Here is a 21,219-nt window from a genome sequence, read left to right on the forward strand (position 1 = left end):
AAGCCCCAATTGTTCCGGGGGCCAAAGTCAGGCAATTTCTATCCCAAATGAATGTTCTTCGCCGACTCCGCCCCTATTGGGCCCCACCCTTTTCCTTCACCGGTTTCCCCCTGGGGGGGCAGCTGGCCCTGGCTTTTGGCCTCTCCCTGGGGGCGGTCTGCCTGGGAGGGGCTCTGGGCCCCTCCTGGGGGGCGGCGGACCAGTTCCTGCCCCTGATCCTGGCGGGCGCCTGCCTGGCCGCGCTGGGTCTGCGCAGCGCTCCCCTGGTCTGGGGCGCCATGCTTCTGGGCTTATGGCAGCGCAATATCCAGGGGGGGCGCCTCTGGCTGGCTTCCCTGGGCTTGCTCGGGGCGGCCCTGGTGCTCGGCATCGCCCTGCGCTGGATTTGTAGCCGTTTCCGGCGGGGTAGTGACGGGGGGGTGGATGCCATTCTCACGGCCCAGGGCCAACTGTTGTGGTGGGCCGAGCCGGGCAGCCGGCGCCTGCTGGGGCGCCGGGGCGCCATTCCCGGCTGGTTCGGCCAGGGGGCGGTACGGGCCGGGGATAGTCTGGATGCCTGGTTGCCCGTGGTGCTGGCGGAGGACCGGGGTCCTCTGGAGGCGGCCCTGGGGGCCATGGGCCGGGATGGCTGCCGGGTGGATTTTCGTGTGCGGGACGAGGCCGGTGGCCTGCGGGTGCTGTGCCTGGAAGGGCGTCTGGTGCCCGGCAATGGCCAGGGGCCGGACCGGCTGCAAGGCAGCATTCGGGAGGTGACCGGAACCCGGGTCCGGGAGGACGGGGGGATACAACGTTGCCAGGAGCGTCTGGCCCGGCTGGGGGAAGCCCTGGCCGGGCAGGATTTCGGCCTGTGGGAATGGGAGGTGGGGACCGATCTCCTGACCATTCGGGAATCCGCCGCCGCCGCCCTGGACGAGGCCGGGCCGCCGCCTCAGCGCCTGGCGCTGACGGACTGGCTGACGGGCGTGCATGGGGAAGATCGGGCCGGGGTACTGGCCGGTCTGGGCCGGGTAGCCCAGGGCTCGGCCGCCCGCTATGTGGGGGAATTTCGTCGGGCCAACCGGCGCGGGCACTGGAGCTGGCTGCGGGGGGAGGGCAAGGCCGTGGCCTGGGATAGCCAGGGACGGGTGATCCGGCTGGCCGGGGTGTTTCGGGATGTGCAGGAGCGTCGTCTGCTGGAAGCGGACCTGGAAAAGTTCTCCCGGGCCATGGAATGGGGCCCGGCGCCCATTTTTATTACGGATGCCCAGGGGTGCTTTGAATATTGCAATCAGGCCTTCACCCGCCTCACCGGCTATGCTTTGGAAGACCTGTTGGGGGAAACGCCCTGCCTGCTCCAGCCCGCAGGTGGAGATGGGGAAGGGGCGGGGGGCGCCGCCCTGTGGCAGGCCTTGCTGGACGGTGCTGGCTGGCAGGGCGCCCTGGTGAGCCGCCGCCAGGACGGTGGCGACCTGGCCTGGCACCTTTCCCTGGCGCCCTTGCGGGACGGCCGGGGAGAATTGACCCACTTTGTCGCCATGGGCCAGGAAAGTGCCCGGGGGGAAGGGGCCAGCCCGTCCCCCGGGCTTTCCCATTCCAGCGGACGGGAGCCGGTCCGGCTTTCCTGATTCCCCCGGGGGCGGGCTGAACATCCCCCCCGGTGGCTTTCGTTCTTAAGCTGAAGCGGGGGCGTCGCCCATCTGGGACTGGATATAGTTTTCCAGGCCTACTAGCTCAATGCGCTTTAGCTGCTGCTCCAGCCAGTGGGCGTGATCCTGCTCCGTGTCGTCCAGCATTTTCAGCAGAATGTCCCGGGAAACGTAGTCCTGGTGGGCTTCACAGACCGCCATGGCGGCCCGCACCGCCTTCACCACGGAAATTTCCACCGCCAGATCGTTTTTCAGCATGTCCGGCACGGTCTTGCCGATTTTCATGGCCTTGGCCGGGACCATGCCCGGGGTGCCTTCCAGAAACAGGATGCGCTGGATGAGCCAGTCCGCATGGCCCGTTTCGTCCTGCATTTCGTGCCAGATACGCTCGTAGAGTTTGCCCAGGCCCCAGTTTTCGTACATCCGGGCGTGGATGAAATATTGGTCCCGGGCCATCAATTCTCCGGCCAGCAATTCGTTGAGCTGCTTGAGGACTGGGCTATGACCTTTCATGGCGGACTCCTGGGGCAAGGGCTGGAAGAGGCCGGAGGGGGCACCCGCTCCGGTGGGAAAGCCTATGTTAGCGGCTCGGCCCTCAGGCGGCCAGGGGGCGATCCAGGTGTTGCAAAAGCACGGTGAGGGCGTGGGCCACGGTGTGGGCCCGGACTTCTTCCCGGTTCCCGGGAAAATGCTGGGTGCCTACCTGGAGCACCTGATCCGGCCCGGCCCAGGCGAAACAGACCGTGCCCACGGGCTTACTCCGGCTGCCGCCCCCGGGTCCAGCGATGCCGCTCACCGCCAGGGCCCAGGTCATGCGCCCCTGGCGCCGGGCCCCCTGGGCCATGGCGGCGGCCACCGGCTCGCTGACCGCCCCCACCCGGGCGAGCAGGGCTTCCGGCACCCCCAGTTCCTCGGTCTTGGCCTGGTTGGAATAGGTGATGAAGCCCCGGTCAAACCAGGCGGAACTGCCCGCAATGGCGGTAAGGCTCTGGCCGATCCAGCCCCCGGTGCAGGATTCGGCGGTGGCCAGGGTTTCCCCCCGGGCCAGCAAAGCTGCACCGACCCGGGCGGCCAGGGCTTCCAGTTGGGATTGGCTGGGGGCGGCGCTGGAGGAGGATGGGGACATGGGTTTATCCGAGCAGACGTTTGGCCAGGGCCAGGGTGAGGACCGTGTAGCCTGCGGCCACCACGTCGTCCATCATCACCCCGAAACCGTTTTTCACCTGCCGGTCAAAGTAGCGGGCCGGCTGGGGCTTGGTAATGTCGTAGAGGCGGAAGAGGCAGAAAGCGCCTAACTGCCAGAGCAGGTAAGGGGGGCAGAAAAAGAGGGCGCCCCAGAAGGGCACGATTTCATCCCAGACAATGGCGCCGTGGTCCACCACTCCCAGATCCCGGCCGGTCCGGTCGCAGGCTACCACCCCCATGACGAAGCAGGCCAGGAGAAAGACGGCAAAGCCCATGTCGCTGAAATTGGGCCGGATCAGCACATAGGACGCCCAGGCGAACAGAGTGCCCGCGGTCCCCGGGGCGAAGCCGGAGAGGCCGCTGCCCAGGCCGCAGGCGACGAAATGGGCCGGGTGGCTAAAAAGAAAGCGGAGATTAGGCGGCGTGGAAATGATCAAAACCTTTCGCGGGCAGGGGCAGCTCCTGACCTTGTTCATCCAGCAGGCGCAATCCCGGGGCCGGGGTAATGCGGCCAATGCGCCACAGGGGCAGCTTTAGCACCGCCGCCACGGCGGCCAGGGTGGGCCGCTGACTGGCGGGAGCGGTGAAAGCCAGTTCGTAATCGTCCCCGCCTCCCAGCTGGCAGGCCCGGGCTAGTTCCGGGTCGGCGCCCTGGGGCAGGGGCGGTAGGTGATCCATGCGGATTTCCGCCCCCACCTTGGAGCGTTCCAGCAGGTGGCCGATGTCTCCCAGTAGACCGTCGGAAACGTCGATGGCGGCGCTGGCCACCCGGCGCAGGGAGCGTCCCAGGGCCAGACGGGGCTGGGGACGGCGCAGGGCTTCCAGGCAGGTGGTGGCCAAATCGTCGGCAAGCTGGGTTTTGTGTTGGGCGTGGGCCAGGCCCAGGGAGGCCAGGCCCGGGGTGCCGGATACCCACAGGTCGTCTTCGGCCCGGGCGCCGCTCCGGGTAATGGCCTGGCCGGGGGGCAGTTCCCCCAGGGCGGTGACGCAGAGATTGAGGGGGCCCCGGGTGGTGTCGCCCCCTACCACATCCACTCCGTGGAGCTGGGCCAGGGCGAAAAAGCCCTTGGCGAAGGCGGCGATCCAGTCTTCATCGTCTTCCGGGAAGGCGCCGGCCAGGAGCACCCAGCGGGCCTGGGCGCCCATGGCGGCTAGGTCGGATAGATTCACCGCCAGGGTTTTCCAGCCCAGGCGTTCCGGGTCCGTTTCCGGCAGAAAATGGACCCCGGCCACCAGCATGTCCGTGGTGGCGGCCAACTGCATGCCCGGGGTGGGCTGGAGCAGGGCGCAGTCGTCCCCCGGGCCGAGGACGGCGCCCGGGGTGGGACGGGCGAAGTGGCGGTCGATCAGTTCAAATTCGCTGGGCATGGGCCTTCCTTCCGCAAGGGCGCGGGGGGCGAAACCCCGCTGCCCGAAAAACCGGTGGGGGAAGGGGGCGGCGCCCCCCTGGCGACCAGGACCGGTTAGGGTTGCTGTTGCTTTTGCCGGGCGGCCACTTCCTCCGGCCGCAGTTGGGCGGCCAGATGATCCAGCACGCCGTTTACAAACTTGTGTCCGTCCGTGCCGCCAAAGGATTTGGCCAGCTCGATGGCTTCATTGATGATGACCCGGTAGGGGGTCTCGGGGAACTGGCGCAGTTCCAGGGCGCCCAGGAGCAGGATGCAGGCTTCGATGGGGGACAGTTCGTCCATGGGCCGATCCAGGTAGGGGCCGAGGAGTTCCTGCAATTCGGCTTCCTGGGCCCGGGCGCCCCGCAGCAGGCCGACGAAAAATTCCCGGTCGGCCTTGCCGAAGGTGGAGGCTTCCCCCAGATGGGCTTCCGCCGCCGCTTCGTCCTGGCCGCCGAAGCGGCATTGATACAGGCCTTGCAGGGCGAATTCCCGGGCGCGGCGGCGGGGGGACTTGTTACCGCCGTTGCGGTGGGCTTTGGCGGCGGGTTTGGCGGATTGCTTGTCGATGTCGGTCATGGTGCGCTTTTTATTGGGCCAGGGCCTGGTAGAGGCGGGCCATTTCCACGGCGGCCTGGGCGCAGTCCTTGCCTTTGGTTTCCATCCGGGCCAGGGCCTGGTCGTCGTCTTCCGTGGTGAGCACCCCGTTGGCGATGGGAATGCCCGAATCCAGCTGCACTTCCTGAATGCCCCGGCAGGCGTCGTTGGAAACCACCTCGAAGTGGTAGGTTTCGCCCCGGATAACGGCGCCCAGGGCGATGAGGGCGTCGTAGTGGCCGCTGCCGGCCAGCTTTTGCAGGGTCAGGGGAATTTCCAGGGCGCCGGGCACGGTGCAGATGAGCAGGTCCGCCGGGGCCACGCCCAGGCGTTGCAGCTCGGTGACGCAGGCAGACAGCAGGCCTTCGCAGACGTCCTGGTTAAAGCGGCTCATGACCAGACCGACCTTGAGGCCGTGGCCGTCCAGGTTGGTGTCGATTTCGGGGATGTTGTTGAAACGGGCCATATCAGAGACTTTCCGGATCGGTGACGAAACCGGTGACTTCCAGGTCAAAACCGGTCATGGAGGGCATACGGCGGGGGCTGGAGAGCAGCTTCATCTTGCCTACCCCCAGCTGGCGCAGGATCTGGGCGCCGATACCGTAGATGCGGGGGTCCCACTTCTTCGGCTCGTGCTTGTCTTCCGCCGGGGCGGCCAGGGCTTCGCGCAGGTCGGCGCCGCTCTGGGGCCGGTGCAGCATGACGATGACCCCGTTGCCGAACTTGGCCAGGGCGGCCTGGGCGGTGTCGATGGAAAAGGTGTGATGGCCCGTTTCCGGCGCCAGGAAATCCAGCACCGAAAGGGGTTCGTGGACCCGCACCAGGGCGTCCTGATCGGCCCGGATGGTGCCCCGCACCAGGGCCAGATGGACCTCGTCCGCTACCCGGTCGTGGAAGGCGTGGAGGGTGAATTCCCCGTGCCGGGTCTGGATGGTCTTGGTAGCCAGGGGCTCCACCAGGGTTTCGTGCTGGCTGCGGTAGTGGATCAGGTCGGCGATGGCGCCGATTTTCAGACCATGTTCCTTGGCCACCTCTATGAGCTGGGGCAGCCGGGCCATGGTCCCGTCCTCGTTCATGATTTCGCAGATCACCGCCGCCGGGGTCAGACCGGCCAGACCGGTAAGGTCGCAACCGGCTTCCGTGTGGCCTGCCCGTACCAAAACGCCGCCGGGTTTGGCGGTGATGGGGAAGACGTGGCCGGGCTGGACAATGTCCGCCGGCTTGGCGTTGCGGGCCACGGCTACGGCAATGGTGTGGGCCCGGTCATGGGCGGAAATGCCCGTGGTGACCCCTTCCGCCGCCTCGATGGAGACGGTGAAGGCGGTACCGTGCACGCTTTTGTTGTCCCGAGCCATGGGGGTGAGGCCCAGCTGGCGGCAGCGTTCTTCCGTAATGGTCAGGCAGATCAGACCACGGCCATGCTTGGCCATGAAATTGATGGCATCCGGGGTGACGAAATCAGCGGCCAGAACCAGGTCGCCTTCGTTTTCCCGGTCTTCCTCGTCCACCAGGATGACCATGCGGCCGGCTTTCAGCTCGGCCACGATCTCCTGGGTAGAGGCTAGGTTAGTGGAGGGGGGCATGATGAATCAGTTGCTTTCTTCGGGGTTAAGCATCCGTTCCACGTAGCGGGCGATGAGGTCCACTTCCAGATTCACCTTGGCGCCCGGGTGCAGGCGGTGCAGGGTGGTGGCTTCCAGGGTGTGGGGGATGAGGTTGATGGTGAAGGTGCTGTCCTCCACCGAATTGGTGGTTAGGCTGACGCCGTCCACCGTAATGGAGCCCTTGCGGGCAATGTATTTGGCCAGTTCCGCCGGGGCCTGGATTTCCAGGAGCCGGTTGTCGCCGATGGGGTCGAAGCGGACCACGTTGCCCACCCCGTCCACATGGCCCGAGACCAGATGGCCGCCGAGCCGGTCGGCCAGGCGCAGGGCCCGTTCCAGATTCACCGGGCCGGGTTCGGCCAGGCCCACGGTGCAAGACAGGGTTTCCGGGGACACATCCACGCAGAAATGGTCCGGGGTCTTTTCCACCACGGTCAGGCAGACCCCGTTGTGGGCGATGGAATCGCCGATGCCCACATCGCTCAGGTCCAGATTGCCGGGGGCCACGGAAAGGCGGAAGCCGACTTCCCGGGGGGTGAGATGGGTAATGCGGCCGACGGCCTCAACGATGCCTGAAAACATGGGAAAAATGCCTAGGTTGGGGGGATGGGGGATTTTATCACGCTGCCCGCCGGATGCCGTGCCCGGGCCCGGCGGAATTCCGGGGTCGGGCACGGGTCAAAAAAGGGTAAGGGGCCCGGCTGGGTTCCAGGGGCCCGGGCGGGGATCGGCGGCGGGTCATTGCCCCGGAAGTCCGCCCCCCAGGTATCCGCCTAGGCCCGGTAAAACCCGTGACCTTTGGGCTCCGGCGATCCGGGCCGGGCGGCCAGGCGTGGGCCTTTTGCCCATCGTCATGAAATTTTCACCACAAACAGGCAAGCTCTGGCACCCTGTCCTGACTCTTCTAGCGCCCCGCCCATGGTCCTGCCTCCCCTTTCCCTTCTCCCCGTGCCCTGCGGCCTGGGCGGCCCGGACCCGGGTCCGGCCCTGGCCCCTGCCGTCCTGGAATCCCTGGGTTTGCAGGAGCGGCTGGAACGCCTGGGCTGGTCGGTGCGCCGGGAAACCGCCCTGCTGACCCCGGAAGGCTCCCGCTGGACCGCCCTGGGGCGGCTCCTGGGCGCCCTGGCGGAGCGGGTGGCGGCGGAAGTGGCGGCGGGCTACCGGCCCCTGATCCTGGGGGGGGACCATGCCATTGCGGCGGGCACCTGGCGGGGGGTCGCCCGGGCCTGGGCGGACCGGGGCGACGTGGGCCTGATCTGGATCGACGCCCACCTGGATGCCCACACCCCGGCGGACAGCCCCAGCGGCAATCCCCACGGCATGCCCCTGGCCGCCCTCCTGGGCCGGGGGGCGGCGGAAATGCGGGATGTGCCCGGACCCTGGCTGAAGCCGGAACGGGTGGCCCTGGTGGGGGCGCGCAGCTGGGAAGGGCCGGAGCCAGATTATCTGGAATCTTGCGGCGTGCAGGTTTTCGCCATGGGGGAAATCCATCGCCGGGGCCTAGGGGCGGTGCTGGCGGATGCCCGGGAAATCGCCACGGCAGGGGGCAGGGGCGCCTACGGGGTGAGCCTGGACGTGGACGCCCTGGACCCGGGGGCGGCCCCCGGGGTGGGCACCCCGGAACCGGATGGCCTGGACCCCCGGGAAACCCAGAACGCCCTGGCCGGCTGGCTGGCGGACCCCCGCCTGGCGGCGTGGGAAATCAGCGAATACAACCCTATCCACGACCCGGAACGGCGCACCGGGGAACTGGTGCTGGCCCTGCTGGAAGCGGCGGCCCGGCCGGACAACGGGGCAGAGCGCAGCCCCCGCCTGTGGGATGACCGGGGGGCGGCGGTTTTCGGGAGATAGGCCCGGCGGGACCCTGTTTGGTCCCCTGGGGGTGCCTATTGGCCCCCCCATCACCCTAACGGGGGCTTGGGCGCTGGTGTAGGTGGAGAGGCGTGGTGTCCAGGTTGGCGCTCCCTCTGCTGGGGGGCAGCGCCCGGGCCGGCGCTTTTAGCCCGCCGTCAGGGTGGAAGAAAGCTTGCCCACCGCTTCCACCACCTGATGGGCGCCGCTGCGGATTTCCTGGATGGCCTGACCGGCTTCCTGGACCAGGGTAACCCCCTGATCCACTTCCCCCAGGCCCGTGCCCATGGTGTCGATGACCGAGCGGGTGTCGCTCTGGATAGCGCCGATCATGGCGGCGATTTCCGTGGTGGAATTGCTGGTCCGTTCCGCCAGCTTGCGCACCTCGTCCGCCACCACGGAAAATCCCCGGCCGCTTTCCCCGGCCCGGGCTGCCTCGATGGCCGCGTTGAGGGCCAGGAGATTGGTCTGGTCGGCGATTTCCTTGATGGTGTTTACGATGGAGGTGATCTGGTCCGACTGTTGCCCCAGCTTTTCCACCCGGCTGGAGGAATCCCGCACCAGTTCGGCGATGCGGGTCATTTTTGCCACCGTGTCTGCAATGACCGCCTCACCCTTGGACGACACTCCTTCCGTGTTCTTGGAAATGTCGTAGGCCAGCTTGGCGCTGGCCTGTTCCGCTTGCTGCTGGGTCACCCGCTCCGTAATGTCGGAGGCGATTTTCACCACCTTGATGGGCTGACCCTTGGCGTCCAGCACCGGGTTGTAGGCCGCTTCCAGCCAGACGTGGTGACCATCCTTGGCGACCCGCTCGAACTGGCCGGAAAAGGACTCGCCCCGGCCCAGACGGGCCCAGAATTCGGCGTATTCCGGGCTGTCGGCAAAGGCGGAGAGGCAGAAGTCCCGGTGGGGCCGGCCCTGGATTTCCTCCAGCCGGTAGCCCATGAGCTCCAGGAAATTGGCGTTGGCCGTGAGCACCCGGCCGTTCATGTCGAATTCGATCACCGCCATGGCCCGGTTAATGGCCGCCACCAGGGCGTGGCTCAGTTCCGCCTCCTCTTCCCGGGCGGTAATGTCCGTGGCGATTTTGTAGATGCGGGTGACCCGGCCTTCCCGGTCCAGTACCGGGTTATAGGTGGCCTGGAGCCACAGTTCCTTGCCCGATTGGGTGACCCGTTTCACCTTGTCCCGGAAATATTCCCCGGCCCGGAGTTTGGCCCAGAACTGGTCATATGCCGGGGTGGCGGTGTAATCGGCGGTGCAGAGAATACGGTGGTGTTGGCCCTGCAACTGGGTCAGGCTGTAACCCATGAGGGCGCAGAAACTGTCGTTGGCGCTGAGGATGGTGCCGTCGGGGGTGAATTCGATAATGGCCAGGGAGCGGTTCAGGGCGGCCAGCACGGCCCGGGCATCATCCCGTTCGTTCTGGCATTGGGTCAGGGCTGCTTCAAGTTTGCGGTTGCGAAACATGTACCTCTCCGGAGGTGGCAGCAGGGGGCGGCGGCGAGGAAGGTGAGGGCGCGAAACTCCCCTGTGTCAGGTGTTGTGGCTGCGTACTAGGCGCAAAGTAATAGGCTGTAATTATAGGGACAGCCTGATTGCCCTTTTGTTTCCGAATGTATCCTTCCTAACGGAGCAGGCGCCGCCGGGTAAGGGCCAGGGCCACCAGGAAAGAGACGGCGGTAATGGCCAGCAGGGCGGCCACATGGAGACCGGCCTGGGCGGGCACCTGGCCCAGGAGCAGGGGCCGGGCCAGGGCCACCCCATGGGCCAGGGGCAGCCAGGCGGCGATGCTCCGGGCCAGGGCGGGGAGCTGGTCCATGGGGAAAAAGACCCCGGACAGCAGGGTGGTGGGGGTGATGAAGAGGGTGAAGTAGTACATGAAGAAATCGTAGGAGGGGGCCAGGGCATTGATGATCAGGCCCAGGCCGGCGAAGGCCAGGCCAATCAGGGCCACCACCGGCAGCACCCACAGGGAAAGGGGGGAATGGGTCAGGCCCAGGGCCCAGATCACCAGCAGAATGGCCAGACCGGAGAGCAGGCTTTTGCTGGCTGCCCAGACCAGTTCCCCGAGCACCACATCTTCCAGGGTGAGGGGGGCGTGGAGCATGGCTTCCCAGGTGCGCTGCACGTGCATGCGGGAAAAGGCGGAATAAAGGGTCTCGAAGGTGGCCGCGTTCATGGTGCTGGCGCACACCGTCCCGGCGGCCAGGAAGGTCACGTAGGAGACGCCGCTCACCTGGGGCAGCAGGCTGCCCAGGCCGTAGCCCAGGCCCAGCATGTAAATCAGGGGATCGGCCAGATTGCCCAGCACGGAGGGCAGGGCCAGCTTGCGCCACACCAGGAAATTGCGCTGCCACACGGGAAACCAGCGGCGGGACAGGTGGGGCGGGGCGAGACAGGTGCGGAGAAAGGAGGTCTGGGTCATGGCTGGTCCGGTGGCGCTCAATCCCGCAATTCCCGGCCGGTGAGCTTGAGAAACACGTCTTCCAGGTTAGCTGCCCGGTGCAGGGTGCGCAGGCCCGGGCTCTGGGCCGCTGCGGCCAGCAGGGGCCCCGGGTCCTGGCAATAGAAAAAGGCGGTTTCCCCCACCACTTCCTGGCGGGGGGCCAGGGCGGTGTGGGCGGCGGCCCAGGTCGGGGCGTCTTCCCCGTAAATTTCCACCACCTGGGGTTCGATGTGCTGGGCGATGAGTTCCGCCGGGCTGCCTTCCGCCACCAGACGGCCGTGGTCCACCACGCCTAGGCGGTGGCAGAGCCGCTCCGCCTCGTCCATGAAGTGGGTGGTGAGGATCAGGGTTTTGCCCTGGGCGGTGAGTTCCTTGAGTCGCTCCCAGATCAGGTGCCGGGCCTGGGGGTCCAGGCCGGTGGTGGGCTCGTCCAGGAAAATCACCGCCGGATCATTGACCAGGGCCCGGGCCAGGCTGAGGCGCCGCTTCATGCCCCCGGAGAGGCTTTTCAGGGGGGCGTCCCCCTTGCCGCCCAGGCCGGCGAATTCCAGCAGGTCGGGAATGCGGGAGCGGATCAGCCGGTCTTCCAGGCCGAAATAGCGGCCAAAGACCAGGAGGTTTTCCGCCACGGTGAAATCCGGGTCCAGATTGTCGAACTGGGGCACCACCCCGGTGGCCCGCCGGGCTTCCCGGGCCCGTTCCGGCACGGCCAGGCCGTTGAGGCGGAGTTCCCCCCCGTCCGGTGCGGTGAGCCCCAGGCAGCAGCGCAGGGTGGTGGTCTTGCCCGCCCCGTTGGGCCCCAGGAGGCCGAAACAGATGCCCGGAGGCACGGCAAAGGACAGGTCGTCCACGGCGGTGAAGTCGCCGTAACGCTTGGTGAGATGGCGGACTTCCAGGGGCGCGGTCATGGCCGGTCCTGGGGGTGCCAGTTGCTCTGGATAATGTTGCGGAGAATGTGCAGGCGCCGGTGGAAGAAATGATCGGCCCCGGGCACCACCACCACGGGTAGTTCCAGGGGCTCGGCCCAGGCCAGCACATTGGCCAGGGGCACGGTGGTGTCAGCGCTGCCGTGGATGACGATGGTGTCGGCGGGCACCGCGTCGGTCTCGTAGTGGCGGGTGCCTTCCACAAAGCCGGAGGCGGTGCCGATCAGCACCAGACGTTGGACGGGCCGCCCCTCATCCGCCAGACGCTTGGCCACCCGGGCCTGGACGTAGGCGCCGAAGGAAAAGCCTCCCAGGACCACGGGCAGATCGCCGAAGCGCTGCCGGGCGTAGTCCAGCACGGTAAGCATGTCCTCCGTCTCGCCCCGGCCCTCGTCGTGGCTGCCGGCGCTTTGGCCCACGCCCCGGAAATTGGGGCGCAGGGCGGCGTAGCCCAGGCCGACGAAGGTCCGGGCCAGGGTCTGGGCCACCTTGTTGGTGTTGGCGCCGCCGAAGAGGGGGTGGGGGTGGCCCACCAGGGCGATGCCCAGGGGCTTTTCCGGGGCTTCCACCAGGGTGTCGATGGGCCCAGCGGCGCCGGGAATGAGCAGGTGTTCCGTGTCCGTACGCATGGGGATCAGTCGATCTTCAGCCGTTCCACTACCCGACCGTGGAGCAGGTGTTCTTCGATGATTTCATCGATGTCTTCCTTATCCACGAAGGTGTACCAGGTGGCTTCCGGGTAAATCACCATCACCGGGCCCTGGTCGCAGCGGCCCAGGCAGCCCGACTTGTTCACCCGCACCTGGCCGGGACCAGCCACGCCGGCGGCCTTCACCTTGGCCTTGGCGTAATCCAGCAGCTCGCTGGCGCCGTGGTCGTTGCAGCAGGATTCCCCGTTGGCCCGCTGGTTGCAGCAGATCAGGGCGTGGTAGCGGTAGTAGCTCATGGCAAGGATTCCGGAGGAAAGGGCAAGGCCGGGATTATATCCGGCGGGCCACCAGCATCAGATAGGGCACGGCGGCGAAGGGCCAGAGGCTGGCGGTGATACGGGTGACCCCGTTGAAATTGAAGAAATGGCCCTGGCGCCAAGCGGCCAGGGCGGCGGCGGAATAGGGATTTTCCGGGGCCAGGTTGATGAGCACGGTGGCCGCCATGAGGCCCAGGCTGGCCAGGCTGATGCGCATGTCCGCAGGCAGCCAGACCAGCACCAGCAGGGCGGCGGCGCCCCATTCCAGGCCCAGGCGGGAGCCGGGGGTGAACCAGGCGAAGGCGTCATCCGGCCCCACCAGCACGGCGGTGGCCAGACTGCGGACGCCCAGGGCCGTCACGATGAGCAGGGGCACCCCCACCAGGGCGGGCCAGCGGTCCGCCAGCAGGGTCCGGGCGAAGAGGCCCACGGCCACCAGATTAATGCCCACGATGGCCGCTTCCACCACCTGAAATACCTGGGGCGCAAAGGGCTGGTCCGAGGGCAGGCCCACCAGATGGCGCACGTCCCCGGCGCCGAAGAGCAGGGTTTCCGGGGTCACCTGGGTGAGCAGCCAGAGGCCTAGCAGCACCACCCCGGGTTCGGCGTGGGGCCGGTCCGCCACCAGGCGGCCCTGCCAGTGGGTCAGGCTGCGGAACAGGGGCTCCCCGTAGAAAAAGGCGATCAGGGCCCCCAGGGCCGTGCCCAGGCTATTGGTGGCCAGATCCAGATTAGAGGGCACCCGAGACGGCAGCCAGGTCTGGATGCTTTCCATGGCGAAGGACAGGGCGGTACCCATGACCCAGGCCGCCAGGGCGGGCAGGGCCCGGGTGGGCAGCTGTTTCAGGGCCAAGGCCAGGAGAAAGCCCAGGGGCAGGTAGCCCGCCACATTCACCGCCAGATCGAAGACCGTCCAGTAACGGGGCCAGGCCGCGTTCAGGTAGGCGAAGGGGGAAGCCCCGGTGCTGCGCCACCCGGAAAAGGGGTGCAGGCTGGCGTAAATGACCAGCAGGCCGTAGGCCAGGGCCAGATAGCGGGGCAGGGTGGAGGGGGTGTTAGGGCGGGACATGATGGGGCCCGACAGTATGGCACAGGGATGGCGGACGGGTCACCCCGGGCCGGGGCGGAAACGGCCCGGGACGGGCCTGCCCGGGCTATTCTTTGGGAAAGCCCGGGGCACAAAAGGTTCAGGGAAATTGTCCCGGGCGCCAGCCTCAGGCGTCGTGGTGATGCACCGGTTCCGCCACATGGTGGGTGGCCGCCGCCGCATGGTGGCCGTGGGCCGGAGGGGGCGGCGGGGCGTGGGCGATCAGCTGGGGCCCCAGGGAGCCCAGCACCATGCCCCCCAGGGCGGCCAGCAGGCCGGCGAACTGGGGCGGCAGGAAGGGATCGGCCGGGCCCAGGGTGAGGAGCACCAGCCATACCGTGAGGCCGCAGCCGATGGACACCAGGGCCCCCTGGTTGGTGCTGGGCTTCCAGTAGAGCCCGGCCACCAGGGGCACGAAGGCGCAGACCAGGGTGATCTGGTAGGCGTTTTCCACCATTTTGAAAATGCTGGCGTGGGAATTCATGGCGTAGAGGGTGACCAGGGCGGTGAAGCCCAGGGTCACCAGGCGCATGGCCCGCAGCAGCCGGTGGTCGGAGAGGTGGGGCAGGAGGGGGCGCAGGATGTTTTCCGTAAAGGTGACGGAGGGGGCCAGGAGGGTGGCGGAGGCGCAGCTTTTAATGGCCGACAGCAGGGCGCCGAAAAACATCACCTGGGCGAAGAGGGGGGCCTTTTCCAGCACCAGCCGGGGCAGGATCATCTGGGAATCGCTATTCATGAGCCGGGCCACCATGGCCGGGTCAATGAGGGTGGCGGCGTAGGCCAGGAACATGGGCACGAAGGCGAAGAGGAAGTAGAGCACCCCCCCCAGCACCGAGGCCCAGATGGCGATGCGCTCGGTCTTGGAGGACTGGACCCGCTGGAACACGTCCTGCTGGGGAATGGAGCCGAACATCATGGTGATCCAGGCGGCCAGGAAGCCGATCACCTCCTTGGCGTCCGGGGCGGGCCAGAACTGGAATTTGCCCGTGCTGGCGGCGTGGTGCACCACGGCCCCCACGCCTCCGGCCATGCCGGAAACCTCCCCGCCGATGTAGAGCATGCCCAGGACAATGACGATCATCTGGATAAAGTCCGTAATGGCCACGGACCACATGCCACCGAACAGGGTGTAAATGAGGATGGTGCCAGCGCCGATGCCCATGCCCGCCAGCCGGGTGATCTGGCCGTCGGAAACCACGTTGAAGACCAGGCCCAGGGCGGTGAGCTGGGCCCCCACCCAGCCCAGGTAGGAGACCACGATGGCCAGGGTGGTGAGCACCTCCACCCAGCGGCCATAGCGCTGCCGGTAAAAGTCCCCGATGGTGAGGAGATTCTTCCGGTACAGGGGGGCGGCGAAAAAGAGTCCCACCAGAATCAGGCACAGGGAGGAGCCGAAGGGATCGGCCACCACCCCGGACAGGCCTTCCTTGAGAAAGGTGGCGGGAATGCCCAGCACGGTTTCCGAGCCGAACCAGGTGGCGAAGACCGTGGCGGTGACGATGGAAAAGGGCAGATGACGGCCGGCGACGGCGAAGTCCCGGGTGTTATGGACCCGGGTGGCGGCATAGAGGCCGATGGCGACGGAGATGACCCAGTAGGTGATGACGAACCAGAGCAACATGGGCGGAAGCGGCAAAAAAAATGGGGGGGGGGGAAGGCGCACCGCTTGACCGTCGGCCTCGGCCGTCCCAGGGCATCCGGGGCGCGGGGCCCGGGCCGTGGCCTCCCCAGGCAGGGGAAGCCCGCCGCAGCGGATTGGGCCGCATTATAGCGGTAGGGGAACCCCCGGAAACCTGACGGGGCGGGGTTTTTTTGCCGGGGCTGGAGGGGGGTGGAGCGGTGGGCGGGGACTGGTGGGGATAGGGCTAGGGTGGGTCCGGAGCGGGGAGGCCGGGTTTCTTCCGGCGGCTAACCCGGTTGGGGCCCGGCTTCCTCCCGGCCCACCGTAGTAGAATGGCCCGCCATGGCCCAAGCTAACCAATTCCTCGTCGTCCTCACCAACTGCCCGGATCAGCCCACGGCGGAAAAAATCGCCAAGCAGCTGGTGGAATCCCGTCTCGCCGCCTGCGTTAATGTGCTGGCGCCTTGCCTGTCCGTGTACCGCTGGCAGGGGGTGGTGGAAGAGGGGCCGGAGGTGCCGCTTTTGATCAAAACCACGGCGGAGCGCTATTCCGACGTGGAAGGGGTGATCCGCCTGCATCACCCCTACGAGCTGCCGGAAATTATTGCCCTGCCCCTGAGCAAGGGCCTGCCCGGTTATCTGGACTGGATCGCCGACGAATCCCGTCCCGGCTGATCCCCGCTTTTTTTCGGAGTATCCCGCCCATGCTGCGCCGGCTCCTGCCTTCCCTGTTTCTGCTTTTGGCGTTTTGCCACCTGGCGCCTGCCTCGGCCCAGGAATTCCTCGATCCCCGGATTGCCTTCAAGCCCAGTCTGGGGGCCGTGGACGACCATACGGTGGAAATCCGCTACGCCATCGCCAAAGGCTATTACCTCTACCGGGCCAAGTTCAAGTTTGCCGCCAACACCCCGGGGGTGCGCCTGGGCCAGGCCCAGTTCCCCGCCGGGAAAAAGAAGCAGGATGACAATTTCGGCGCGGTGGAAATCTATTACGACGCCGTGACCATCCGCCTGCCCGTGGAGCGCAATACCGGGGTGCCCGTGGATCTGGACCTGACACTGACGGAGCAGGGCTGCGCCGACGCCGGGGTCTGCTATCCGCCCCAGGACCACGCCCTGAAGGTGCATCTGCCCGCCGCACCGGCGGCCGCCCCCAAGGCCCCTGCCTCTGCCGCCGCGGCCCCTGGGGAAGCCCGTAAGACGGGGGTCGGAGCGGAGCCTGCCGCCTCAAGCCCGTCGGATAAGGCGGCCCCGGCCCAATCCGCTTCCGCTCCCGCCCCTGCTGGGTCGGCGGCGGAGGCTTCAGCCGATGCCCCATCCACGCCCCTCTCCACCCCGGAAACCGGTGCCGCCGGTCTGGAAAACAGCGGTGACGAAAGTGGCCATATCGCCGGTCTGCTCCGCCACGCCAGCTTCTGGGTGGCGGTGAGCCTTTTTTTCGGCTTCGGTCTGGCCCTTTCCCTTACCCCCTGCATGTTCCCCATGATCCCCATCCTTTCCGGGATCATCGTCGGCCATGGCCGCAAGGATGAGGCTCGGGTCTCCCGGGGCCGGGCCTTCGGTCTGTCCCTGATCTACGTACTGGGCATGGCCCTGACCTACGCCCTCCTGGGGGTGGCCGCCGGGCTCACCGGCACCCTGCTTTCCAATGTGCTGCAAAGCCCCTGGGTGCTGGGGGCCTTCGCCCTGCTGTTCGTGGTGCTGGCCGGTTCCATGTTCGGTTTTTACGAACTGCAACTGCCCGCCGCCCTGCAAAGCAAGGTGTCGGAAGAAAGCCGCCAGCTGGGGGGCGGCCATGGGGCGGCGGTATTCGCCATGGGCGCCCTGTCGGCGGTGATCGTGGGGCCCTGCGTGGCGGCGCCCCTGGCCGGCGCCCTGCTCTACATCGGTCAGAGCGGCAATGCCCTGCTGGGGGGCGTGGCCCTCTTTGCCATGGCCCTGGGCATGGGGGTGCCCCTGCTCATCGTCGGTCTCTCCGCCGGGGCCCTGCTGCCCAAGGCTGGGGCCTGGATGGACGGGGTAAGCAAGGCCTTCGGGGTCATTCTCCTGGCCACCGCCCTGTGGCTGGTGTCCCCCGTGTTGCCGCCCCTGGTGACCATGGTGGGTTGGGCCCTGCTGCTCATTGTGCCGGCGGTTTACCTCCGCGCCCTGGACCCCTTGCCCCAACACGCGGGGGGCTGGCTGCGCTTCTGGAAGGGCCTGGGCATTGTCATGCTCATCGCCGGGGCTGCCATGCTGGTGGGGGTGCTGGCCGGTTCCCGGGACCCCCTCCAGCCTTTGAAGACCCTGGCCGGTCCGGCGGTAGCGGCCCAGGCGCCAGGGGCGCCCCTGGCCTTTACCCCGGTCCATTCCCTGGCGGACCTGGACGCCCGGATTCGGGGAGCGAAAAAGCCGGTGATGCTGGATTTTTATGCGGACTGGTGCGTCTCCTGCAAGGAAATGGAGCGCTTCACCTTTACCGACCCGGCCATCCGGGCCCGTCTGGCGGGCTTTGAACTGCTGCGGGCCGACGTGACCGCTTCCTCCCCGGCAGACCGGGCCCTGCTGGCCCGCTTCGGCCTCTTTGGCCCCCCGGGCATCATTTTCTTTGGCCGGGACGGCAAGGAAGTGCCCGATCTGCGGGTGGTGGGCTTTCAGGACGCCCCCCGCTTTGGCCGCAGCCTGGACCGGGTGCCCGGCCCGGTTTCCGGCAGATAGCTGAAAATTATTGAACATTGGTTGAAAAGAATTCCCTTTATTCCCGCTCCGCTCTTGCGTAGCATGGAATCCCCTGAGGTTCCGCCCCCTTGCCCCTAGGGCCGTCCTCCCGGTTTGCCGGGGGATTGGGCCCCCAGGCCGGGGTTGGATCGGAGAGCGCCGGGAAGGCGCCGAACCCTACTTTTCCTTCACCTTTTTACCCCGATTGCCCATCGTGTCCGCCCAAGACCCCCTTGCCTCCTCCACCCCTTCCCCCGTGGCCGCGTCCAGCCGGGCTACCAATTGCCCGGTGGAAGAAGTGGCTGTCTGCAATCTGCCCACCCCCTGGGCCACCTTTCGCCTCCACGGTTTCCGGGAGCTGAAGACGGGCCGGGAGCATCTGGCCCTGACCCTGGGGGAAGTGGCCTGCTCGGAAGGAGGGGACGGCGGGACGGCGCCCCTGGCCCGAATGCACTCCGAATGCCTCACCGGGGACGGCCTCTTCTCCCGCCGCTGTGACTGCGGCCCCCAGCTGGAGGCGGCCCTGGAACGGATCGCCCAGGCCGGTCGAGGGGTGCTCCTCTATCTGCGCCAGGAAGGTCGGGGCATCGGCCTGCTGGAAAAAATCCGGGCCTACGCCTTGCAGGACCAAGGGCTGGATACGGTGGAAGCCAATCAGGCCCTGGGTCTGCCCGTGGATGCCCGGGATTACGGGGTGGCGGCGGCCATGTTCCACTCCCTGGGGGTCTATCAGGTGCGCCTCATGACCAATAACCCGGGCAAGGTGGCGGCCCTGGAACACGCCGGGGTGAAGGTGACGGAACGGATGCCCCACCGGGTCGGGGAAAATCCGGAAAACCGCCGCTATCTGGCCACCAAGGCCGCCCGCCTGGGCCATCTGCTGGCCCCCAAGGCTTGAATTAAGGCCGCCTCCCCGCGGGGGCGGTGTCCCTCCATTTTCCCCGGGCGGCGAGCGCCCCTTTTCCCTTCTTTTCCAGGAGAGCCAGCATGAGCGACATGAACATTCGGGTGGCCGTGGTCTATCACAGCGGTTACGGGCACACCGCCCGCCAGGCGGAGGCCGTGGCCCGGGGCGCCCGCACCCTGACCGGCTGCGACAGCCTGTTGGTGAAGGTGGAAGACATCGACCAGTACTGGGACACTCTGGAAACGGTGGATGCCATCATTTTCGGCGCTCCCACCTACATGGGCAGCGTTTCCGCCCAGTTCAAGGCCTTCATGGATGCCACCTCCCACGCCGTGTTCGCCAAGGGCGGCACCTGGGCCAACAAGGTGGGGGCGGGCTTTACCAATTCCGCGTCCCACGCCGGAGACAAGCTTTCCAGCCTGATCCAGCTCGCCCTCTTTGCCGCCCAGCACAAAATGCACTGGGTCAATCTGGGCCTGCCCCCGGGCAACAACAGCTCCACCACCAGTCAGGAAGCCCTCAACCGGGACAGCTATTTCCTCGGCGCCGGGGCCCAGTCCAATGCGGACCAGGGGCCGGATCAGGCGCCCAGCGCTTCGGACTTGAAGACCGCCGAACACCTGGGCGCCCGGGTGGCCCGGGTGGCTCTGGAACTGGCCGTGGGGCGGAAGGCTCTGGCCTAAACCGGGTCAGGCACCGTGCCCAGCCCTGGGCGACGTGCGGGAGCGCACGCCGGGCCGGACCGGGGCAAGGGATGCAATGAAAAAAGGGGGCTTGGCCCCCTTTTTTTATGGGCGCTGACGGCTCCCGTCAGCCCTAGGTCCCGCTTTGTTTTGCCTGGGTCGGCTCCCGCCGGCTCGCACCAGCTCCACCAGCTCTGGGCCGGGCCCAATCAGCTCCCCGGGTCGGCCTCCGCCTCCAGCCGGTCCGCGTCCCGCAGGCGGGGGAAGAGGCGCCACCACAGGGCCACCACCGCCAGGGTGCCCAGGCCCCCCAGGACCACGGCGGGCACGGTGCCGAACCAGGCGGCGGTGAGGCCGGACTCGAATTCCCCCAGCTGGTTGGAGGTGCCGATGAACATGGCGTTCACCGCGCTGACCCGGCCCCGCATGGCATCCGGGGTCTGGAGCTGGACCAGGGAGGAGCGCACCACCACGCTGATCATGTCCGCCGCCCCCATCACGGTCAGGGCCAGGAGGGAGAGGGAAAACCAGGGGGACAGGGCGAAAACCAGGGTGCCCAGGCCGAAGACCGCCACCGCCTTGAGCATAATCCGCCCCACTCCCCGTTTCAGGGGATGGCGGGCCAGAACCAGGGCCATGGTCACGGCGCCGATGGCCGGGGCGGAACGGAGCAGGCCCAGGCCCCAGCTGCCGGTGTGGAGAATGTCCCGGGCGTACACCGGCAACAGGGCGGTGGCGCCCCCCAGGAGCACGGCAAACATGTCCAGGGAAATGGCCCCCAGCATGACCTGGCGGGAGCGGATGAAGGCGATGCCCGCGAACAGGCTCTCCAGGCCCACCGGAGCCGGGGCCCGGGGCGCCGCCTTGCTCTGGGGCAGCCCGGCGGTGAGGCCGGCGGCCAGGGCGTAAAGCCCGGCGGCCACTCCGTACACCGTGGTGGGACCGGCCAGATAGAGCAGCCCCCCCAGGGCCGGGCCCAGGATCACCGCCCCCTGGGTGGCGGATCCGTACCAGGCCGCGGCCCGGGGAAACAGGTCCGTGGGCACCAGGCTGGGGGCCAGGGCCTGCATGGTGGGGGATTCAAAGGCCCGGGAGGCGCCGATGGCGAAGACCAGGGCGAAAATCAGGGTTTCCCGGATCAGCCCCAGGCCACTCAGCAGGGCCAGGGCCAGGCAGATGAAGAGCCCGGTGCCCTGGCTCAGGGCGGCGATGCGCTGGCGGGGATAGCGGTCCGCCACCAGCCCCACCACCAGCACCAGGAGCAGGGCCGGGATGAACTGGGCCAGGCCCACCAGGCCCAGATCCAGGGGGCGGCGGGTCAGGTCATAAACCTGCCAGCCCACCGCCACGGCCACCATGAGGTAGGCCATGGTGGTGGCCACCCGGGCGGCGAGAAAGCGGCGGAAGGGGGGCAGGTCGAAGGGCGATGGGGGGTGGGAGAGCGCAGGGCTGACCATGGGCGACTCGGGGGGCAGAAAAGGGGAGGGGAAAGGGTCAGGGCTGAGGGAGCGCAAGGCTCAGGCGTGGCGCCCGGTGGGGGCGGTGTTCTTCCATAGACGCCGGGCTGGTGCCCGCTCCGGAGCGGGGCAGAAGGGGGCCGGTTCCTGCCCTGGCCCGGGAGTTTTTACCCCGG

At 67.6% G+C, this 21,219-nt stretch carries 22 protein-coding genes; 6 read left to right on the forward strand and 16 right to left on the reverse strand.

Going from position 1 to position 21,219, the window contains the following annotated elements; genetic code table 11:
- The first annotated feature begins 47 nt into the window (after positions 1-47).
- Entirely contained in the window at positions 48-1,604 is a 1,557-nt protein-coding gene (locus tag Azoinq_RS07550; RefSeq protein ID WP_216130388.1) for a PAS domain-containing protein, read from the forward strand.
- 45 nt (positions 1,605-1,649) lie between these two features.
- Here the strand turns inward: Azoinq_RS07550 and bfr are convergent, their stop codons facing one another.
- The 8 genes from bfr to Azoinq_RS07590 all read right to left on the reverse strand — a co-directional run bounded on the left by bfr (position 1,650) and on the right by Azoinq_RS07590 (position 6,981).
- Positions 1,650-2,138: a bacterioferritin gene (bfr, locus tag Azoinq_RS07555; protein ID WP_216130386.1), complete on the reverse strand. Its 489-nt coding sequence runs from the start codon at positions 2,136-2,138 to the stop codon at positions 1,650-1,652.
- An 82-nt stretch (positions 2,139-2,220) separates the two neighbouring features.
- Positions 2,221-2,751: a CinA family protein gene (locus tag Azoinq_RS07560; protein WP_216130384.1), complete on the reverse strand. Its 531-nt coding sequence runs from the start codon at positions 2,749-2,751 to the stop codon at positions 2,221-2,223.
- 4 nt (positions 2,752-2,755) lie between these two features.
- A complete protein-coding gene (locus tag Azoinq_RS07565) occupies positions 2,756-3,247 on the reverse strand; it encodes a phosphatidylglycerophosphatase A family protein (protein WP_408627058.1) in 492 nt (163 codons plus the stop codon).
- On the reverse strand, positions 3,225-4,178 hold the full coding sequence (gene thiL, locus Azoinq_RS07570) for a thiamine-phosphate kinase (protein ID WP_216130380.1): 954 nt from the start codon (positions 4,176-4,178) through the stop codon (positions 3,225-3,227). Before thiL ends, Azoinq_RS07565 begins: the two co-directional genes overlap by 23 nt.
- A 95-nt stretch (positions 4,179-4,273) precedes the next feature.
- A complete protein-coding gene (gene nusB / locus Azoinq_RS07575; RefSeq protein WP_216130378.1) occupies positions 4,274-4,777 on the reverse strand; it encodes a transcription antitermination factor NusB in 504 nt (167 codons plus the stop codon).
- Between the two features lie 10 nt (positions 4,778-4,787).
- Entirely contained in the window at positions 4,788-5,261 is a 474-nt protein-coding gene (gene ribH / locus Azoinq_RS07580) for a 6,7-dimethyl-8-ribityllumazine synthase (protein WP_216130376.1), read from the reverse strand.
- Between the two features lies 1 nt (position 5,262).
- Complete coding sequence (ribBA, locus tag Azoinq_RS07585) at positions 5,263-6,378, reverse strand: bifunctional 3,4-dihydroxy-2-butanone-4-phosphate synthase/GTP cyclohydrolase II (RefSeq protein WP_216130374.1); 1,116 nt, start codon at positions 6,376-6,378, stop codon at positions 5,263-5,265.
- A gap of 6 nt (positions 6,379-6,384) precedes the next feature.
- A complete protein-coding gene (locus Azoinq_RS07590) occupies positions 6,385-6,981 on the reverse strand; it encodes a riboflavin synthase (RefSeq protein WP_216130372.1) in 597 nt (198 codons plus the stop codon).
- Positions 6,982-7,317: 336 nt separating this feature from the next.
- On the opposite strand from Azoinq_RS07590, the gene Azoinq_RS07595 reads away from it, so the two are divergent.
- On the forward strand, positions 7,318-8,250 hold the full coding sequence (locus Azoinq_RS07595) for an arginase (protein WP_216130370.1): 933 nt from the start codon (positions 7,318-7,320) through the stop codon (positions 8,248-8,250).
- Positions 8,251-8,397: 147 nt separating this feature from the next.
- Here Azoinq_RS07595 and Azoinq_RS15085 read toward each other — a convergent pair whose 3' ends face one another.
- From Azoinq_RS15085 to Azoinq_RS07630, 7 genes are all read right to left on the reverse strand, one after another.
- The gene (locus Azoinq_RS15085) at positions 8,398-9,720 is read right to left on the reverse strand and encodes a methyl-accepting chemotaxis protein (RefSeq protein WP_216130368.1); all 1,323 of its coding nucleotides are present in this window, start codon (positions 9,718-9,720) and stop codon (positions 8,398-8,400) included.
- Between the two features lie 157 nt (positions 9,721-9,877).
- Positions 9,878-10,678 (reverse strand): ABC transporter permease, encoded by an 801-nt coding sequence (locus tag Azoinq_RS07605; protein ID WP_216130366.1) that lies wholly within the window; start codon positions 10,676-10,678, stop codon positions 9,878-9,880.
- Positions 10,679-10,695: 17 nt separating this feature from the next.
- Positions 10,696-11,607, reverse strand: coding sequence for an ATP-binding cassette domain-containing protein (locus Azoinq_RS07610; RefSeq protein WP_216130364.1), 912 nt, complete (start codon positions 11,605-11,607; stop codon positions 10,696-10,698).
- Positions 11,604-12,254 carry an alpha/beta hydrolase gene (locus Azoinq_RS07615; RefSeq protein ID WP_216130363.1) on the reverse strand — a complete coding sequence of 217 codons (651 nt, stop codon included), beginning with the start codon at positions 12,252-12,254 and terminating at the stop codon, positions 11,604-11,606. Before Azoinq_RS07615 ends, Azoinq_RS07610 begins: the two co-directional genes overlap by 4 nt.
- 5 nt (positions 12,255-12,259) lie before the next feature.
- The gene (locus tag Azoinq_RS07620; RefSeq protein WP_216130361.1) at positions 12,260-12,571 is read right to left on the reverse strand and encodes a (2Fe-2S) ferredoxin domain-containing protein; all 312 of its coding nucleotides are present in this window, start codon (positions 12,569-12,571) and stop codon (positions 12,260-12,262) included.
- A gap of 34 nt (positions 12,572-12,605) precedes the next feature.
- Positions 12,606-13,661: a VanZ family protein gene (locus tag Azoinq_RS07625; protein WP_232368437.1), complete on the reverse strand. Its 1,056-nt coding sequence runs from the start codon at positions 13,659-13,661 to the stop codon at positions 12,606-12,608.
- Between the two features lie 145 nt (positions 13,662-13,806).
- On the reverse strand, positions 13,807-15,300 hold the full coding sequence (locus tag Azoinq_RS07630; RefSeq protein WP_216130359.1) for a sodium:solute symporter family protein: 1,494 nt from the start codon (positions 15,298-15,300) through the stop codon (positions 13,807-13,809).
- A 342-nt stretch (positions 15,301-15,642) separates the two neighbouring features.
- On the opposite strand from Azoinq_RS07630, the gene cutA reads away from it, so the two are divergent.
- The 4 genes from cutA (at position 15,643) to Azoinq_RS07650 (ending at position 19,586) form a co-directional block, all read left to right on the forward strand.
- A complete protein-coding gene (gene cutA, locus Azoinq_RS07635) occupies positions 15,643-15,975 on the forward strand; it encodes a divalent-cation tolerance protein CutA (RefSeq protein ID WP_216130357.1) in 333 nt (110 codons plus the stop codon).
- A gap of 29 nt (positions 15,976-16,004) precedes the next feature.
- Positions 16,005-17,996: a protein-disulfide reductase DsbD gene (gene dsbD, locus Azoinq_RS07640; RefSeq protein WP_216130355.1), complete on the forward strand. Its 1,992-nt coding sequence runs from the start codon at positions 16,005-16,007 to the stop codon at positions 17,994-17,996.
- Positions 17,997-18,210: 214 nt separating this feature from the next.
- On the forward strand, positions 18,211-18,894 hold the full coding sequence (ribA, locus tag Azoinq_RS07645) for a GTP cyclohydrolase II (RefSeq protein ID WP_232368438.1): 684 nt from the start codon (positions 18,211-18,213) through the stop codon (positions 18,892-18,894).
- Positions 18,895-18,983: 89 nt separating this feature from the next.
- Positions 18,984-19,586 (forward strand): flavodoxin family protein, encoded by a 603-nt coding sequence (locus Azoinq_RS07650; RefSeq protein ID WP_232368439.1) that lies wholly within the window; start codon positions 18,984-18,986, stop codon positions 19,584-19,586.
- Positions 19,587-19,795: 209 nt separating this feature from the next.
- Here Azoinq_RS07650 and Azoinq_RS07655 read toward each other — a convergent pair whose 3' ends face one another.
- Positions 19,796-21,043 carry an MFS transporter gene (locus Azoinq_RS07655; protein ID WP_216130352.1) on the reverse strand — a complete coding sequence of 416 codons (1,248 nt, stop codon included), beginning with the start codon at positions 21,041-21,043 and terminating at the stop codon, positions 19,796-19,798.
- Positions 21,044-21,219: the final 176 nt, after the last annotated feature.

The sequence above is a fragment of the Azospira inquinata genome (assembly GCF_018905915.1).
Classification (GTDB): Bacteria; Pseudomonadota; Gammaproteobacteria; order Burkholderiales; family Rhodocyclaceae; genus Azospira; species Azospira inquinata.

Coding starts and splice junctions, on each gene's coding strand:
- ribH (WP_216130376.1), bottom strand. CDS start 5,261: ATGGCCCGTTTCAACAACATCCCCGAAATCGACACCAACCTGGACGGC.
- nusB (WP_216130378.1), bottom strand. CDS start 4,777: ATGACCGACATCGACAAGCAATCCGCCAAACCCGCCGCCAAAGCCCAC.
- Azoinq_RS07605 (WP_216130366.1), bottom strand. CDS start 10,678: ATGACCCAGACCTCCTTTCTCCGCACCTGTCTCGCCCCGCCCCACCTG.
- Azoinq_RS07625 (WP_232368437.1), bottom strand. CDS start 13,661: ATGTCCCGCCCTAACACCCCCTCCACCCTGCCCCGCTATCTGGCCCTG.
- Azoinq_RS07630 (WP_216130359.1), bottom strand. CDS start 15,300: ATGTTGCTCTGGTTCGTCATCACCTACTGGGTCATCTCCGTCGCCATC.
- Azoinq_RS07610 (WP_216130364.1), bottom strand. CDS start 11,607: ATGACCGCGCCCCTGGAAGTCCGCCATCTCACCAAGCGTTACGGCGAC.
- Azoinq_RS07655 (WP_216130352.1), bottom strand. CDS start 21,043: ATGGTCAGCCCTGCGCTCTCCCACCCCCCATCGCCCTTCGACCTGCCC.
- Azoinq_RS07590 (WP_216130372.1), bottom strand. CDS start 6,981: ATGTTTTCAGGCATCGTTGAGGCCGTCGGCCGCATTACCCATCTCACC.
- cutA (WP_216130357.1), top strand. CDS start 15,643: ATGGCCCAAGCTAACCAATTCCTCGTCGTCCTCACCAACTGCCCGGAT.
- dsbD (WP_216130355.1), top strand. CDS start 16,005: ATGCTGCGCCGGCTCCTGCCTTCCCTGTTTCTGCTTTTGGCGTTTTGC.
- bfr (WP_216130386.1), bottom strand. CDS start 2,138: ATGAAAGGTCATAGCCCAGTCCTCAAGCAGCTCAACGAATTGCTGGCC.
- Azoinq_RS15085 (WP_216130368.1), bottom strand. CDS start 9,720: ATGTTTCGCAACCGCAAACTTGAAGCAGCCCTGACCCAATGCCAGAAC.
- Azoinq_RS07620 (WP_216130361.1), bottom strand. CDS start 12,571: ATGAGCTACTACCGCTACCACGCCCTGATCTGCTGCAACCAGCGGGCC.
- Azoinq_RS07650 (WP_232368439.1), top strand. CDS start 18,984: ATGAGCGACATGAACATTCGGGTGGCCGTGGTCTATCACAGCGGTTAC.
- Azoinq_RS07615 (WP_216130363.1), bottom strand. CDS start 12,254: ATGCGTACGGACACGGAACACCTGCTCATTCCCGGCGCCGCTGGGCCC.
- thiL (WP_216130380.1), bottom strand. CDS start 4,178: ATGCCCAGCGAATTTGAACTGATCGACCGCCACTTCGCCCGTCCCACC.
- Azoinq_RS07560 (WP_216130384.1), bottom strand. CDS start 2,751: ATGTCCCCATCCTCCTCCAGCGCCGCCCCCAGCCAATCCCAACTGGAA.
- Azoinq_RS07550 (WP_216130388.1), top strand. CDS start 48: ATGAATGTTCTTCGCCGACTCCGCCCCTATTGGGCCCCACCCTTTTCC.
- ribBA (WP_216130374.1), bottom strand. CDS start 6,378: ATGCCCCCCTCCACTAACCTAGCCTCTACCCAGGAGATCGTGGCCGAG.
- Azoinq_RS07595 (WP_216130370.1), top strand. CDS start 7,318: ATGGTCCTGCCTCCCCTTTCCCTTCTCCCCGTGCCCTGCGGCCTGGGC.